The 15,576-nt window shown below is 58.2% G+C and carries 13 protein-coding genes and 1 pseudogene; 3 read left to right on the top strand and 11 right to left on the bottom strand.

The features are described 5' to 3' along the window. Positions 1-128 precede the first annotated feature (128 nt). From IB266_RS16865 to def, 10 genes and pseudogenes are all read right to left on the bottom strand, one after another. Entirely contained in the window at positions 129-779 is a 651-nt protein-coding gene (locus tag IB266_RS16865; protein WP_192261845.1) for a DUF2459 domain-containing protein, read from the bottom strand. Positions 780-1,219: 440 nt separating this feature from the next. Further along, positions 1,220-3,049, bottom strand: a complete 1,830-nt coding sequence (locus IB266_RS16860) for a hypothetical protein (RefSeq protein ID WP_192261844.1) — start codon at positions 3,047-3,049, stop codon at positions 1,220-1,222. 152 nt (positions 3,050-3,201) lie between these two features. Continuing rightward, positions 3,202-3,567 (bottom strand): hypothetical protein, encoded by a 366-nt coding sequence (locus IB266_RS30730; protein ID WP_225613558.1) that lies wholly within the window; start codon positions 3,565-3,567, stop codon positions 3,202-3,204. A 331-nt stretch (positions 3,568-3,898) separates the two neighbouring features. Continuing rightward, positions 3,899-4,108 (bottom strand): annotated as a pseudogene (locus IB266_RS16850) (tetratricopeptide repeat protein); the annotation flags it as partial. 112 nt (positions 4,109-4,220) lie between these two features. Further along, positions 4,221-6,326, bottom strand: a complete 2,106-nt coding sequence (locus IB266_RS16845; RefSeq protein ID WP_192261843.1) for a hypothetical protein — start codon at positions 6,324-6,326, stop codon at positions 4,221-4,223. A gap of 383 nt (positions 6,327-6,709) precedes the next feature. Beyond that, complete coding sequence (locus tag IB266_RS16840) at positions 6,710-7,021, bottom strand: tetratricopeptide repeat protein (RefSeq protein WP_192261842.1); 312 nt, start codon at positions 7,019-7,021, stop codon at positions 6,710-6,712. Between the two features lie 206 nt (positions 7,022-7,227). After that, positions 7,228-8,601 (bottom strand): Trk system potassium transporter TrkA, encoded by a 1,374-nt coding sequence (gene trkA, locus IB266_RS16835; protein ID WP_060739847.1) that lies wholly within the window; start codon positions 8,599-8,601, stop codon positions 7,228-7,230. Between the two features lie 24 nt (positions 8,602-8,625). Further along, positions 8,626-9,936 (bottom strand): 16S rRNA (cytosine(967)-C(5))-methyltransferase RsmB, encoded by a 1,311-nt coding sequence (gene rsmB / locus IB266_RS16830; RefSeq protein ID WP_192261841.1) that lies wholly within the window; start codon positions 9,934-9,936, stop codon positions 8,626-8,628. After that, positions 9,933-10,892, bottom strand: a complete 960-nt coding sequence (gene fmt / locus IB266_RS16825) for a methionyl-tRNA formyltransferase (RefSeq protein WP_192261840.1) — start codon at positions 10,890-10,892, stop codon at positions 9,933-9,935. The genes rsmB and fmt overlap by 4 nt, the downstream gene beginning before the upstream one ends. A 71-nt stretch (positions 10,893-10,963) precedes the next feature. Then, on the bottom strand, positions 10,964-11,470 hold the full coding sequence (gene def, locus IB266_RS16820; protein ID WP_003196300.1) for a peptide deformylase: 507 nt from the start codon (positions 11,468-11,470) through the stop codon (positions 10,964-10,966). 170 nt (positions 11,471-11,640) lie between these two features. Here def and IB266_RS16815 point away from each other — a divergent pair, with 170 nt between their 5' ends. The 3 genes from IB266_RS16815 to IB266_RS16805 all read left to right on the top strand — a co-directional run bounded on the left by IB266_RS16815 (position 11,641) and on the right by IB266_RS16805 (position 14,460). Next, positions 11,641-12,666, top strand: coding sequence for a LysM peptidoglycan-binding domain-containing protein (locus IB266_RS16815; protein WP_060739850.1), 1,026 nt, complete (start codon positions 11,641-11,643; stop codon positions 12,664-12,666). Positions 12,667-12,746: 80 nt separating this feature from the next. Next, entirely contained in the window at positions 12,747-13,841 is a 1,095-nt protein-coding gene (gene dprA / locus IB266_RS16810) for a DNA-processing protein DprA (RefSeq protein WP_192261839.1), read from the top strand. 61 nt (positions 13,842-13,902) lie between these two features. Beyond that, positions 13,903-14,460, top strand: coding sequence for an L-threonylcarbamoyladenylate synthase (locus IB266_RS16805; RefSeq protein WP_014335849.1), 558 nt, complete (start codon positions 13,903-13,905; stop codon positions 14,458-14,460). A 137-nt stretch (positions 14,461-14,597) separates the two neighbouring features. On the opposite strand, the gene IB266_RS16800 is transcribed toward IB266_RS16805, so the two are convergent. Then, positions 14,598-15,575, bottom strand: coding sequence for a quinone oxidoreductase family protein (locus tag IB266_RS16800; RefSeq protein WP_192261838.1), 978 nt, complete (start codon positions 15,573-15,575; stop codon positions 14,598-14,600). Position 15,576: the final 1 nt, after the last annotated feature.

Raw genomic sequence — 15,576 nt, 5'->3', positions numbered from 1 at the left:
AAATAGGGGGACGGATTTACTTCTGATACACGTGGGATGCAATTTCGCAAACAGGATTTTGGGTGGGTCACCTTCACTGGAACTGGATGCCAGCATCACTGAAATCCACACCCACCGTCAGGCACGGGTTAGCGGGTAGCCAGGCAGGATGCACCGACCACTGTCGCCCGACGCAACTGCGACATAACGTTCCCCGCCGTAATCACCGCTGTAGGCGACATTGGGCAGTTGCTCGCGGCCAGCGCCTCTGCGACCCAGGTATTGCAGGTATAAAACAGCGAATAGCGACCCTCGGCCTGGTAGAACCGGCTCTCTCCATACAGCCCAGGCCCGAGCACCACCAAGGTGCCCGTCGCTGAGTGGGTGAAGGACCCGGCCACGAACGCGAGCAGGCGTTGGTAGCCGTCCTCCGTCACCCGCACTTCGATGACCTCGCTTGCGGCGAAACGCCGCCTGGGGTCCCCGTCAATCTTGACCGCATGCAGCACGGTTGCCGTCGACCCGAACAAGGCTCGCAGGGCAAGGCTCAAGGTGGCCTGTGGGGCTCGGTAGAAATCCTCGTCACCCCAACCGAACTCGACGAAGTCGCCGTCGCTGAACGCTTCGGCCAGTGCGGGAAGCACCTGAAGTAGATCGGGGCGCGCAATGACCAACCCGGTATGCAGGCCATGATTCACCACATAGAAGGACCGCCAATCACCACCCTCGCCCGTCGGCGGGTCCGACGCGGTAGCGCAGCCGAACAGCGTGAGGACCAGGGCCAGCACTACAATGCGCATACACAAGGGCTTGGAGGCTCGCTAATGAAACGTGGAAAACCCCAGCGGGGTTGGCGCTATTTCTGCCAGAAGCAACTATGGCGCTTAGACACTCAAAGCAGTAGAAAAAAAGGGAGAGGGTAACCACTTTATCCCTGAAAGCCGCCAACATATCCCACTCCTACACACTGCAAGGCTGCTGCCCTTTCATCTAGCAAAAGGAAGGTCTAACTCGTCTGCCGATGCTGCGAGCGAGTGAGATTACGGAGTTACTGCCGCATCAGTGGTCGCACGTTTAGAAGTGCAAAGTGTATGCGGCGGACGCTTACCGGCGGGCGGCTCACATTATCGAGGCGGCGGGTTCGGCAAAGCTGTTCATGCGCCAGTGCTGGGGGAGCTTCGTGCAGAGTGCACGGCACGCAGCTTGGAGTGTCCACTACAAGCCACGCCCGCGCTTCAGGTTACTTGGTGGCCATCGGCAGCTGGGTTACCCAGGCTTTGCTCACCGAATCGTAAATTTGATCCGCCATGACTGCATGCGCGCGATAGTCGGGATGAAACGCTCCATTCATCACAGACTCCGACTCGTCGTTCTGGAAAAGCACCGAGTCATTAGTGTTGCGGAACCAACGAGTGCGGTTTGGATCATAGGCCCATTCTTCCCATGGCCCAGCAGGATACCAAGCACCCTTCCGGATATGCGGATACAACGGGATCGCATGCCGTTTTCCATGCTTATCAGTGTAATATTCCTTCCTTACATAATCGGCACAGATTCCATGTGATTTAATTCTTTCAAGATGGCCCTCAATGAAGTTCCAATTGTGATTCTGAGCGGCTGATTTCATTTCTTGATAAAGTGGATCAATGAGACCTTTTTTGATGTCACCTATTTCACCTTGGGTAATCTGCATCTCCCAAACTGCAGGCCTCATGAATAAGGGAATTCTGCTCCTAGCTTGCTCAACAAGATCGGCGCTTCGTTCTTTTCCACATAATGTCTGTCCATCTTCAATGTAGATTGGGTTTGGATACGCGGTGAGATATATGTTGTTCTGGTTTTTTGATAGTCCTACGCTGGAAAGCTGCTGCGAGAGGTACTCGTAATATTTTGGAAGCCAGTATTTTATTCTGTCGATTCCCACTGGCTTATTTTTCTTGCAGATTTTTTGTCCGGTTTCTTTCGGGCAGACAGGATCGATTACCTTGTTGGTTATGTTTACTGCGCGAGTGCCAAAGAAGTGTCGCCCATCACTAGGAATTGTTGCCCATGCGATCGACGGGGCGAAACCTACATCATTTCCACCAATACTGAGTAATATCGCATCTGGGACACGTAATTCGCCTTGGCATTTATAGATCTTACCTTGAACTTTCTTCATGACTCCTGAACCGGTGTAGCCTCGATAAAATGTTTGAGTATCGAGTGTTAGTTCTCCGGTGCGGCAGAGGCTTTTTACTGCAAGGTTTATCTGCGAGTCGTTTACATAAGCGCCTCCTCCAGGAGGGTTCTTCTGTGGCAATAAAATACCATCGAGAACTTCGGCTCCAGAGCATGCCAAAGGCAATAAGGTGACGCTCTCCTTGTCATTAAAATTGGCCAAGCGCAAACCAGCAAGCACATGCTGACTGAGCATGGAACGATGGCATTGCCTATCAAACCACTGCGCCTTTTTTTGTACCCATAGATCAGTGAATTTCATCCATCTACCGGTGCTATATATTTCCCTATTGTTTTCCGCCATAAAAATCAGCCCGCTTTGGCTGGCCTTGGTGGGAATGTCTGGATTTCCCTCGCCCGACGCAAAGGAGTCGCCCAGGCCGAGAATCAACCTATCTCTCACCACAACGAAGGTCTCGTCAGAATAGTTGCTTGACAGGGCTTTAACTCTGAGTGCGGCATTGCCTTCTCCAAATTGCGTCAAAGCCTCAAAGGTTAGAGTTTCGGCGCACTTAATAGTCGTGACAAGTGTTTGATATTGCCAGACGCAATCGCCCGCAGGCGGCGTAACCAATTTGGCGGAGACGGTTTGGTGGGTAGGGAAGAAGTAGTCTTTCTTAGGATTATTTAGACGAGATCTGTTTATGGGGGGTAAGTTTTCGCTATCTCGATTTGAAAGTCTGGATGTGACGAAGTCATAGGCTGTTTCTTTATTGGATATCTCGAATCTCGAGTTTGCTCCGCTGTAGTCTATCAATCTAAATGAGTCGACGACTTTCCATTCAATACCTGCGTATGCTGAAGTGCTGATCAAATAGAGTGCGCATGCCGAGAGACTGATTCTATTCATCATCTAGCTCCATCCAAAGGATGTTAAGGAATGGGCCAAATGCTTACTTGACATCCATGCCTTGCCGCTGTGTGCCTCCTACGCTGCAATGAGTTTCAGCGTATGGATACACAGGTACTTATGATGATAGCTATTCAATGGCTATCGTCCAGTTACGTAGAGATCAGTGCGGATCCCATGGCCATCCGGCCGCTGATTTCACTGAGTGTTCGAATGTAGTCTCCGAAACCTACCGTCGCTTGCTCGTGAAATTCTTCCTCACGGGCATCGCCTTTCCCGCGGCCTCCATGAGCAGTTTGAAGGTGGGGCATTCCATATGCGAAGGCGCGGGCACTCGGCGACATGTCGGAGCGTGTCACGGAGCGACATTCGCGGATTTGCTTGTCGATTTCGTCCGCCTTCTGATGAAGAACGGCGCGCGGCAGATCAGGCATACCGTTGCTGTCAAGGGTGACCTGCGAGACGTTGAAGACGATCCCGTGATTACCCATGTATTGGAAAGTCCCTTCGAACTTCATAACCCGCATCCTTTTGGAGTAAAGGTGGCGATTCTCTACAACAGGCGGATTGGATTCAAATCATTCAGCTTGGTGGATTGGGGAGCGGGGGAATACCAGTCAGTTAAGCCACAAACCTGTGGGAGCAAAACTTGCTGGCGTTTGGGGTAGGTCAGTCGACAACCGGTTTGGCTGATCTACCGCTATCGCGAGCAAGCTTTGCTCCCACAGATTTTGCGCCGTCTGAGCTTTCAGCGGATCGGCAGTGGATTGGGAGGTGGGCTTTTTTGTGAGTGCTTCGCACTCAAGCGGGAGCAAGCTCCCTCGCCACAAAAAGCGGTTTTGTGTGAATTCAGGGATGGCGATCCAGCTTCTTCAGGAACACCGTCACTTCCTTCTCCGCCTGCTTGTCACCGTGGGCGCGGGCGGCGGGCAGGTCGCCTTGGCCTAGGTGGGCTTTGCCCAGGAGTTTCCAGACGGCTGAGTATTTGGGGTCGAGTTCGACGCAGCGTTGGAGGTGTTCGGCGGTGCGGGGGAATTCGCCGAGGTCCAAGTAGCCTTTCGGGTGGTTCTTTCCTCTGCAGATCGATGAAATCTAAATATCCGCGACATTTTCCAACCGGTCTCCCTTTCCCATATTCCACGCCCCTCACCAATCCTCTGTGGAGACTGGATCAAGGAATTACACCCGAAACAGGAGATATCGATTTACGATATGAAGACATTCCAATCGCCCGCTCTTGCCAAAGCCGAGCCATATCTGCTGTTCTTACGTCGCCCAAGGGTTTTCCGGAGGAATCAGAAACCCGTGGGGTAGAATAGTAAGGACTTTTATTCCCGCAAAGAAAAGTGCTCGACGTACCATTGTTATATCCGAACTTATAATTATTTGATCCAGCTGTATTACAATGGCTACCACCGACATTATGGCCTACTTCATGACGATATGCAGTTGGACTGCTTACATTTTGTAGACTTAAATATCCAGGTGTATGTGCCCGTCCAACCACTCCTCCGCTGCCTTGTTTGGCGAATCCAGCTATCATATCGGCCCCGGTTACCTGAGCCTCAGCTCCAAATAAATCAGACAGTCTATTTAAGGTATTACTAGTCAGCGGAAAATCTTCTGGATCAACAGCCACTTCAACAAGGCGTAGTCTCACATTTTCAACCTGAGAATTGCGTAAACCTACATTGGCAGACTCTATCTGAAGCTGTGCGAACTGACTAGCTTGTGTCAAACCTCCAAGTTTCGTCACCGCTGCTTGTGAAAAACCAACTAACACATCCACTATATTCATGCCGTTGCAGTCAACATCAGGGTCACCTGCGAGTACTACGTTTTCATTGGCTATTGCCACCTCGTCGAGGGCCACTGTATCGGGCTCCAGATAATCATGAGCCACTTCCGGTGTTAAGATTTGCTCGCCATTCGCGTCACTACGGACCGTTCCTCGAAATTCGGGGGACTCCACCAAGGCATAAAAGCTTCCGTCCTTATTTAGAACTACGCTGATGGAGCCAGCATCGGCCCCTTTATCAGTTGTCAATATCGCGCTGGCGACCTCGGAATCCCCCTGCAGGTGCCATGAAGAAAAGTGCGCAGGGGCCAGACCTGGCAGTAACGAGGAAGTTCTTGTAGTGCCTTCTATGACGAGTGACGCCATATCGAGTTGGGCTCCAGAAACCTTCTTCAGTTTCACGGCAAAACGCGAAGGCTCGGCACCCAGAATGTTAACTGAACAATCGACAGCCTTTACCTTCCACCAGGCGTTATCCTGATTATTCGTTGGATAATAGTTCGTCGGACCTGCCACTCCATTGAATTTCGATTCAAATCTGTTCGAGGTGCCAGCGCCATGTATAGCCCCAATATAAGTGTATTCCCTCCAACTTTTTGGATCACGAAAGGTGCCGGCATGCGCTCCCCGCCAAAACCAGTTGCCATTGTCTTGGCCAGCCGGTGGATAGTATTTATTAGCGGTGGCGGCGCTGCCGGTGAACCGAGACTCATAGAAACCGGAATCCCCCTTGTGTATAGCCCCCGGACGGGTCTGATCACTCCAGTATTTCGGATCACGAAAGGTACCGGCATGCGTTCCCCGCCAAAACCAGTTGCCATTGTCTTGGCCAGCAGGAGGATAGTTTTTATTTCCGGTGGCGGCGCTGCCGGTGAACCGGGACTCATAGAAACCGGAGTCCCCCTTGTGTATAGCCCCCGGACGGGTCTGTTCACTCCAGTATTTCGGATCAAAATAAGTTCCAGCATGCGTACCTAGCCAAGTCCATTTATTGTTATCTTGGCCGGCCGGTGGAAAATAATGATTACCTGTACTAGCGCTACCAGAAAACTTGGATTCATAATAACCGTCCGTACCTTTATGGACAGCTCCCGGATAAGACCAATCACCCCAATTCTTGGGATCAGAGTAGAGTCCGGCGTGACTTCCTCGCCAGAACCAATATTCATTATTCTGACCGGCAGGAGGAAACTGCTTATTGCCTGACTGAGCAGAGCCAGAGAATCTGGATTCAAAAAATCCACTCGCGTCTTTATGGATCAATCCTGGTGAAGTCGACTCGCCCCAACTCTTGGGGTCGGCATAGGTCCCTGCCGCTTGAATTTGCTGTTGACCTAAAGATGTTGATGCCCCATCAATCTTATTAGGTTCTGATAGATTTGATTGCACCTCTAATTGTTGCGCAAAACCCACAGTCATTGAACAAACAGAAACGACTATAATTAGCCCAAGCCTCATGCCAAAGGAGTAATATTTCACGACGAATCACCGTACTTATGAGAAAAAACATATAAGGAGGTTAGGTAACTCGTAACGATGCCGTAACTGTTAGAGATAACAGTTTTATAGATTAATAAATAGTAGATAGCATTTTTATTATTTCTTTTGGTTCATTTCATAACGTCATTCAGGAGCTGCTCAGAAAGAACAGCATTAAGGCTATGACGCGCTGGGTATTTTTGGACATGTGCATCCTGGTCAGGCCTTGATGATCAGTGTCGAGGGTGCGAAGCCTAGCGGGGATAAATCCCCTCGCCACAGGGAGTTGTGTGTCGGTTGCTTGGGGGCTGGTATTGAATATGAGTGCTTCGCACTCAAGCGGGAGCAAGCTCCCTCGCCACAAAAAGCGGTTTTGTGCAAAGTCAGTGGTGGCGATCCAACTTTTTGAGGAACACGGTCATTTCTTTTTCCGCCTGCTTGTCGCCGTGAGCACGGGCGGCTTCGAGGCCTTGTTCCCAGGCTTGGCGGGCTGCCGCTAGGTCGCCTTGGCCTTGGTGGGCTTTGCCCAGGAGTTTCCAGGCGGCTGAATACTTGGGGTCGAGTTCGACGCAGCGTTGGAAGTGTTCGGCGGCGCGGGGGAATTCGCCGAGGTCCAGGTAGCCTTTGCCCAGGCCGAAGCGCAGCAGGGCGTTATCCATGCCTTTGGCGAGCATTTTTTCCAGGGAGTCGAGCATGGGGGCAATGTCCTTTTTGTGGTGTTGCCAGTGACTGATTTGTTGAATGTTGGATGGCTATCGCGGGCAAGCCTTGCTCCCACAGGTCAGCTCTGCAGGTCAGCTGAGGGTCTGATCTCACTGTAGCCATGTTTCATGGGGCAATTATCCACTGTGGGAGCAAGGCTTGCCCGCGATAAGGCCCTTGGCATCACCGCAAATCCAGATCAGAAGAAACTCAACCCCACATGGAACAGCTTCTCGACATCGCGAATGTGCTTCTTGTCCACCAGGAACAGGATGACATGGTCGCCGGTCTTGATCGTGGTGTCGTCGTGGGCGATCAGGACTTCTTCGTCGCGGATGATTGCGCCGATGGTGGTGCCGGGTGGCAGGCCGATGTCGCGAATGGCTTTGCCGATCACTTTGCTGGACTTGGCATCGCCGTGGGCAATGGCCTCGATGGCTTCGGCCGCGCCGCGGCGCAGGGAGTGGACGCTGACGATGTCGCCGCGGCGCACGTGGGCGAGCAAGGTGCCGATGGTCGCCAGTTGCGGGCTGATGGCGATGTCGATGTCGCCGCCCTGGATCAGGTCGACGTAGGCCGGGTTGTTGATGATGGTCATCACTTTCCTCGCCCCCAGGCGCTTGGCCAGTAGCGACGACATGATGTTGGCTTCGTCGTCGTTGGTCAGGGCCAGGAAGATGTCGGCGTCGGCGATGTTTTCTTCCAGCAGCAGGTCGCGGTCGGAGGCGCTGCCTTGCAGCACCACGGTGCTGTCGAGGGTGTCCGAGAGGTAGCGGCAGCGGGCCGGGTTCATCTCGATGATCTTGACCTGGTAGCGGCTTTCGATGGCTTCGGCCAGGCGTTCGCCGATCTGCCCGCCACCGGCGATGACGATGCGTTTGTAGTTCTCGTCGAGGCGGCGCATTTCGCTCATCACCGCGCGAATATTCGCCTTGGCGGCGATGAAAAACACTTCGTCATCGGCTTCGATCACTGTATCGCCCTGGGGCAGGATCGGCCGGTCCCGGCGGAAAATCGCCGCGACTCGGGTCTCCACATTCGGCATGTGCTCGCGCAATTGGCGCAGTTGCTGGCCCACCAGCGGCCCGCCGTAGTAGGCCTTGACCGCCACCAGTTGGGCCTTGCCTTCGGCGAAGTCGATCACCTGCAAGGCACCGGGGTGCTCGATCAGGCGCTTGATGTAGTTGGTCACCACCTGCTCGGGGCTGATCAGCACGTCCACCGGGATCGCTTCGTTGTCGAACAGGTCGGCACGGGTCAGGTAGGCGGCCTCGCGCACCCGGGCGATTTTGGTCGGGGTGTGGAACAGGGTGTGGGCGACCTGGCAGGCGACCATGTTGGTTTCGTCGCTGTTGGTCACGGCCACCAGCATGTCGGCATCGTCGGCACCGGCCTGGCGCAGCACCGTGGGCAACGAGCCCCGGCCTTGTACGGTGCGGATGTCGAGGCGATCACCGAGGTCGCGCAGGCGTTCGCCGTCGGTGTCGACCACGGTGATGTCGTTGGCCTCGCTGGCCAGATGTTCCGCCAGCGAACCGCCGACCTGCCCTGCGCCGAGGATGATGATTTTCATCCAGTCACTCCTATCGAATCGGTCTTAACCGCGTGCGGCGGCGATCTTGATCAGCTTGGCGTAGTAGAAGCCGTCGTGCCCGCCTTCCTGGGCCAGCAACTGGCGGCCATGGGGCTGCTTCAGGCCGGCCTGGCTGGCAATGTCCAGTTCCCGGGCGCCCGGGGTGCGGGCGAGGAAGGCCTCGATCACTTCAGTGTTCTCGGTGGGCAAAGTCGAGCAGGTGGCGTAGAGCAACATGCCGCCCACTTCCAAGGTCAGCCACAGGGCATCGAGCAGTTCGCCTTGCAACGTGGCCAGCGCGACGATGTCATCCGGCTGGCGGGTGAGCTTGATGTCCGGGTGGCGACGGATCACGCCGGTGGCCGAGCACGGCGCATCCAGCAGGATGCGCTGGAACGGTTTGCCGTCCCACCAGGTTGCGGTGTCGCGGCCGTCGGCGGCGATCAGTTGGGCGTCGAGGCCCAGCCGTTCGAGGTTTTCCTTGACCCGCACCAGGCGCTTGGCCTCCAGGTCCACCGCCACCACGCCGGCCAGCTTCGGCTCGGCCTCGAGGATGTGACAGGTTTTGCCGCCGGGCGCGCAGCAGGCGTCCAGCACCCGTTGCCCGGGCGCCAGCTCCAACAGGTCGGCGGCCAGTTGCGCGGCTTCGTCCTGGACGCTGATCCAGCCTTCGGCGAAGCCCGGCAACGCACGTACGTCACCCGGGGTTTCCAGCACGATGCCGTCGCGGCTGTACTGGCACGGGATGGCCGGGATGCCCGCCTCGCCCAGCAACGCCAGGTAGGCGTCGCGGGTATGGTGGCGACGATTGACCCGCAGGATCATCGGCGGATGGGCGTTGTTGGCCGCGCAGATGGCTTCCCATTGCTCGGGCCAGAAGGCCTTCAGGGATTTCTGCAACCAGCGTGGGTGGGCGGTGCGCACCACCGGGTCGTGCTCCAGCTCGGCCAGCAGGGGTTCGCTTTCCCGTTGGGCGCGGCGCAACACGGCATTGATCAGAGCCTTGGCCCAAGGCTTTTTCAGCTTGTCGGCGCAGCCCACGGTTTCGCCGATGGCGGCGTGGGCCGGGACGCGGGTGTAGAGCAGTTGATAAAGCCCCACCAGCAACAGCGCTTCGACGTCGGCATCGGCGGCCTTGAACGGCTTCTGCAACAGCTTGGCCGCCAGGGCCGACAGCCGCGGCTGCCAACGGGCGGTGCCGAATGCCAGGTCCTGGGTGAAGCCGCGATCACGGTCTTCCACCTTGTCCAGTTGGGTCGGCAGGGAACTGTTCAGCGAAGCTTTGCCACTGAGGACGGCGGCGAGGGCGTTGGCGGCGGCCAGACGCGGATTCATGAGCCGTCCGCCGCTTGGCCGAGGACGGTGCCGACGGCAAATTTCTCACGGCGGCTGTTGAACAAGTCGCTGAAATTGAGCGCCTTGCCACCGGGCAATTGCAGACGCGTCAGGCACAGCGCTTGCTCACCGCAGGCGACGACGAGGCCATCCTTACTGGCGCCGAGGATTTCACCCGGTGCGCCCTGCCCTTCGGCATGACTGGCCGCCAACACTTTCAGGGCTTCGCCGTTCAAGGTGCTGTGGCAGATCGGCCACGGGTTGAAGGCCCGCACCAGGCGCTCCAGCTCGATGGCTGGGCGGCGCCAGTCGATACGGGCTTCGTCCTTGTTCAATTTGTGCGCGTAGGTGGCGAGGCTGTCATCCTGCACGTCACCTTCCAGCGTGCCGGCAGCCAGGCCGGCGATGGCCTCGACCACGGCTGGCGGGCCGATGAGTGCGAGGCGGTCGTGCAGGCTGCCACCGGTGTCGTCGGCGCTGATGGGGGTGCTGACCTTGAGCAGCATCGGCCCGGTGTCCAGGCCGGCCTCCATGCGCATCACCGTCACGCCGCTCTCGGCATCGCCGGCTTCCACCGCACGCTGGATCGGCGCGGCACCGCGCCAGCGCGGCAGCAGCGAGGCATGGCTGTTGATGCAACCCAGGCGCGGGATATCCAGCACCACTTGGGGCAGGATCAGGCCGTAGGCGACCACCACCATCAAGTCCGGCTGCAGCGCCGCCAGTTCGGCCTGGGCCTGCGCGTCGCGCAGGGTCGGCGGCTGCAACACTTGGATGCCGTGTTCCAGGGCAAGCTGCTTGACCGGGCTGGGCATCAGTTTTTGCCCGCGCCCGGCCGGCCGGTCCGGCTGGGTGTAGACCGCGACGATGTCGTGGGGGCTGGCCAGCAGGGCCTTGAGGTGTTCGGCGGCAAATTCGGGAGTGCCGGCAAAGACGATGCGCAGGGGCTCAGTCATAAGAAGCTCTCAATTACAAAGCAGTCGCAAAAAGAAAAAGGCTTGCCGCGGCAAGCCTTTGAAGGGGGGCATCAAGCATTCTGGCGATGAAGTTTTTCCAGTTTTTTCTTGATCCGGTCACGCTTGAGGGTAGACAGGTAATCCACGAACAGCTTGCCGTTGAGGTGGTCGCACTCGTGCTGGATGCACACCGCCAACAAGCCTTCGGCGATCAGTTCATAAGGCTGGCCGTCACGGTCCAGGGCCTTGATCTTGACCTTCTGCGGGCGGTCGACGTTTTCATAGAAGCCTGGCACCGAAAGGCAGCCTTCCTGGTACTGGTCCATCTCGTCGGTCAGGGTTTCGAACTCGGGGTTGATGAACACCCGCGGCTCGCTGCGGTCTTCGGAAAGGTCCATCACGACGATACGCTTGTGCACGTTGACCTGGGTCGCGGCGAGGCCGATGCCTGGCGCCTCATACATTGTTTCAAACATGTCATCGACCAACTGACGCACTTCGTCGTCCACTACGGCCACCGGTTTGGCGATAGTGCGCAGGCGCGGGTCCGGAAATTCGAGAATGTTCAAAATGGCCATAAGCTTGATAAATGCACGTGTGAGGTAAAGTCGGGTGGCTGGCCTGGCGTGTCTTGGGATGCAGGCTACCGTTGTAAAACGTTGCCCTTGGGGAAAACAGCTCCGCAGGGCAGCGAGCCACGGGGGCTCTGGCGTTTTACGCGAACGCACATAATAAAGGGATTCACCGCATGAGGAAATCACTACTCGCCCTGCTGCTCCTGGCTTCGGCCGGTATCGCGCATGGGCAAGTGCAACTTCGGGAAGGTTTTCCCCAGCAATACACGGTGGTGACGGGGGACACATTGTGGGACATTTCCGGCAAATACCTGCGCGAGCCGTGGAAATGGCCCGAACTCTGGCAGGCCAACCCGCAGATCGAAAACCCCAACCTGATCTATCCGGGCGATACCCTGTCGCTGGTCTACGTCAACGGCCAGCCGCGCCTGACCCTCAATCGCGGCGCCTCCCGCGGCACCATCAAGCTGTCGCCACGCATTCGCAGTTCGCCGGTGGCCGACGCCATCCCGAGCATTCCGCTGCAAGCCATCAACAGCTTCCTGCTGAGCAACCGCATCGTCGACACGCCTGAGGATTTCGACAAGGCGCCCTACGTCGTCGCCGGCAATGCCGAGCGGGTGCTCAGCGGCATGGGGGATCGGGTCTTCGCCCGTGGCACATTCGACTCGAACCAGTCGGCCTACGGCATCTTCCGCCAGGGCAAGGTCTACACCGACCCCGAGACCAAGGAATTTCTGGGTATCAACGCCGACGACATCGGCGGCGGCGAAGTGGTCGCCACCGAGGGCGATGTCACCACCCTGGCCCTGCAACGCACCACCCAGGAAGTGCGCCTGGGTGATCGCCTGTTCAGCGGCGAAGAGCGCTCGATCAACTCGACCTTCATGCCCAGCGCGCCAAAATCGGACATCAACGGGTTGATCCTGGACGTGCCCCGGGGCGTGACCCAGATCGGCGCGCTGGACGTGGTCACCCTGAACAAGGGCCGCCGCGATGGGCTGATCGAAGGCAACGTGCTGGCGGTGATGAAGACCGGTGAAACCGTGCGCGACCGCATCACCGGCGAGCCGGTGAAAATCCCCGATGAACGAGCCGGCCTGCTGATGGTGTTCCGCACTTACGACAAGCTCAGCTACGGTCTGGTGCTGTACGCCTCCCGCTCGCTGTCGGTGCTCGACAAGGTCCGTAATCCGTAACGGGTCTCACAAGTTACCAACAGAGTTATCCACAGCTTGTTCCCGTTTGTACGGGGCTTATAACGGTCAAGGATGATCGCATGTCATTACCTGAATCTGCTCCGGTTTCCCCTGCGGAACTGGAGGCCCGGCTACGTCTTCACCGCTTGCCGGAACTCGGTCCCAAGCGTTTCATGACCCTGATGGAGGCCTTCGGCTCGGCCTCCAAAGCCATCAGTGCACCGGCCAGCGCCTGGCGAGCGCTGGGCTTGCCCATCGCCTGCGCCGAGGCGCGACGCAACCCGGATGTGCGTGACGGCGCCGCCCACGCATTGGCCTGGCTAGAGCGTGCGGGCCAGCATTTACTGATGTGGGACCAACCCGACTACCCGGCGCTGCTGGCACAGATCAGCGACGCGCCACCGCTGCTGTTCGTCGCGGGCGATGCCACTATTCTGGAAAAACCGCAGCTGGCGATGGTCGGCAGTCGCCGGGCATCGCGGCCGGGCATGGACACTGCGGCGGCGTTTTCCCGCAGCCTGGCCGGGGCCGGTTTTGTCATCACCAGCGGCCTGGCCTTGGGCATCGATGCGGCGGCCCATCAGGCGGCGCTGGACGTTGGCGGGCGCACCGTCGGCGTGCTGGGCACCGGCCTGGAAAATTTTTATCCACAGCGCAATCGTCGGCTGGCGGACGCGATGATTGCCCAAGGCAGCGCGGTGCTGTCGGAGTTTCCGTTGGACGCGGCGCCCCACGCCAGCAACTTTCCGCGTCGCAACCGGATCATCAGCGGTTTGTCCCTGGGGGTGCTGGTGGTGGAAGCCAGTGTCGCCAGCGGCTCGCTGATCACCGCCCGACTGGCGGCGGAACAGGGCCGCGAGGTGTATGCCATTCCTGGATCGATCCATCACCCCGGCGCCCGGGGCTGCCATCAACTGATCCGCGACGGTGCGGCGCTGGTGGAAACCGTCGAGCACATCCTTGAAGCGTTGCGCGGTTGGCAGCAGTTGCCGCTGGCCGCGACGCCTGAGCCGGTGACCCATCCGCTGCTGCGCCTGCTGCACGCCGCGCCGCTGAGCAGCGAGGCATTGGCCGATGCCAGCGGCTGGGGCTTGCCCAAAGTGTTGGCGGCGTTGACCGAGCTGGAAATGGAAGGACGCGCCACCTGTGACAATGGGCGCTGGTTTGCACGCTAGGTTTTATGGGGAAGATCGGTAAACTGCCCACAGCCTTATTTGCGTTGCGGGAGAAACTTTCATGGTCAACAGTTGGCGTGTGCAACAAGCCGCGCGAGAAATTCGCGCCGGGGCGGTGATTGCCTATCCAACCGAAGCGGTCTGGGGCCTGGGTTGTGACCCGTGGAACGAGGAGGCGGTAGAGCGCCTGCTGGCGATCAAGTCGCGGCTGCCCGACAAAGGCCTGATCCTGGTGGCTGACAACATCCACCAGTTCGACTTCCTGTTCGAAGACTTTCCCGAAACCTGGATGGACCGCATGGCCAGCACCTGGCCGGGGCCCAATACCTGGCTGGTGCCACACCAGAACCTGCTGCCGGAATGGATCACCGGCGTGCACGACACCGTCGCGCTGCGGGTCAGCGATCATCCCACCGTGCGCGACTTGTGCTCGTTGGTCGGGCCACTGGTGTCCACCTCGGCCAACCCCCAAGGGCGCCCGGCGGCGCGCACGCGGATTCGCGTCGAGCAGTATTTCCGTGGGCAGATCGATCTGGTGCTTGGCGGTAACCTGGGCGGGCGCAAGAACCCCAGCGTGATTCGTGACCTGGCTACTGGCAAGGTCGTGCGCCCGGACTGATACCGTGTCATCGTTCATCGCGGGCAAGCCTTGCTCCCACAGAGTAAAACCCTGTGGGAGTGAGGCCTGCTTTCACAGGGCATGGTCTGTGGGAGCAAGGCTTGCCCGCGATGAGGCCATCACAAACACCCTGTAATTCAAGGCAGGAGAATGGTCGACCCCGTCGTCCGCCGCGCCGACAGCTCGGTCTGGGCCTTGGCCGCTTCCGCCAGTGGATAACGCTGGTTGATGTCCACCGTGAGCTTGCCGCTACTGATCATCCCAAACAGTTCATCGGCCATGCGCTGCAGGTTTTCGGCATTGTTGGCGTACGTCGCCAGGGTCGGGCGGGTGACGTACAGCGAGCCCTTGGCCGAAAGAATCCCCAGGTTCACACCGTCCACCGCCCCCGAGGCATTGCCGAAGCTCACCACCAGGCCACGGGGGGCGACGCTGTCCAGGGAGGTCAACCAGGTGTCCTTGCCAACCCCGTCGTACACCACGGGCACCTTCTTGCCGTCAGTCAATTCCAGCACGCGCTGTGCGACGTTTTCCTTGCTGTAGTCGATGGTTTCCCAGGCGCCATGGGATTTGGCGATGGCGGCTTTTTCCGGCGAGCTGACGGTACCGATCAGCTTCACGCCCAAGGCTTTGGCCCACTGGCAGGCCAAGGAGCCCACGCCACCGGCGGCGGCGTGGAACAGGATGGTTTCGCCACCCTTGAGTTCGTAGGTCTGGCGCAACAGGTATTGCACGGTCAGGCCCTTGAGCATCACGCCGGCGGCCTGTTCGAAACTGATGGATTCGGGCAGATGCACCAGGTTGGCTTCGGGCAACACATGCACATCGCTGTAGGCCCCCAGCGGTCCGCTGCCATACGCCACCCGGTCGCCGACCTTGAACCGCGTGACGCCGGGACCAATGGCCTCGACCACGCCCGCACCCTCGGCGCCCAGGCCCGAAGGCAGCGCCGGTAGCGGATAAAGACCGCTGCGGTAGTAGGTGTCGATGAAATTCAGGCCGATTGCCTTGTTGCTGACGCGTACCTGCTGCGGGCCCGGCTCGGCCGGCTGATAGTCGACATACTCGAGTACTTCGGGACCGCCGTGGGAACTGAACTGGATACGTTTGGCCATC

Origin of the sequence: Pseudomonas sp. Pdm06 (genome assembly GCF_014851795.1) — a bacterium.
In the GTDB taxonomy this organism is placed as follows: domain Bacteria; phylum Pseudomonadota; class Gammaproteobacteria; order Pseudomonadales; family Pseudomonadaceae; genus Aquipseudomonas; species Aquipseudomonas fluorescens_AA.
Note: the sequence above shows the minus strand (reverse complement) of the source record. Positions and strands in the feature narration are given on the sequence as shown.

Excerpts from the sequence above, each read along its gene's own strand:
- IB266_RS16860 (WP_192261844.1), bottom strand. The coding sequence starts at position 3,049 with ATGAATAGAATCAGTCTCTCGGCATGCGCACTCTATTTGATCAGCACT.
- IB266_RS30730 (WP_225613558.1), bottom strand. The coding sequence starts at position 3,567 with ATGAAGTTCGAAGGGACTTTCCAATACATGGGTAATCACGGGATCGTC.
- IB266_RS16865 (WP_192261845.1), bottom strand. The coding sequence starts at position 779 with ATGCGCATTGTAGTGCTGGCCCTGGTCCTCACGCTGTTCGGCTGCGCT.
- rsmB (WP_192261841.1), bottom strand. The coding sequence starts at position 9,936 with ATGAATCCGCGTCTGGCCGCCGCCAACGCCCTCGCCGCCGTCCTCAGT.
- IB266_RS16805 (WP_014335849.1), top strand. The coding sequence starts at position 13,903 with ATGGTCAACAGTTGGCGTGTGCAACAAGCCGCGCGAGAAATTCGCGCC.
- trkA (WP_060739847.1), bottom strand. The coding sequence starts at position 8,601 with ATGAAAATCATCATCCTCGGCGCAGGGCAGGTCGGCGGTTCGCTGGCG.
- def (WP_003196300.1), bottom strand. The coding sequence starts at position 11,470 with ATGGCCATTTTGAACATTCTCGAATTTCCGGACCCGCGCCTGCGCACT.
- IB266_RS16840 (WP_192261842.1), bottom strand. The coding sequence starts at position 7,021 with ATGCTCGACTCCCTGGAAAAAATGCTCGCCAAAGGCATGGATAACGCC.
- IB266_RS16815 (WP_060739850.1), top strand. The coding sequence starts at position 11,641 with ATGAGGAAATCACTACTCGCCCTGCTGCTCCTGGCTTCGGCCGGTATC.
- IB266_RS16800 (WP_192261838.1), bottom strand. The coding sequence starts at position 15,575 with ATGGCCAAACGTATCCAGTTCAGTTCCCACGGCGGTCCCGAAGTACTC.
- dprA (WP_192261839.1), top strand. The coding sequence starts at position 12,747 with ATGTCATTACCTGAATCTGCTCCGGTTTCCCCTGCGGAACTGGAGGCC.
- fmt (WP_192261840.1), bottom strand. The coding sequence starts at position 10,892 with ATGACTGAGCCCCTGCGCATCGTCTTTGCCGGCACTCCCGAATTTGCC.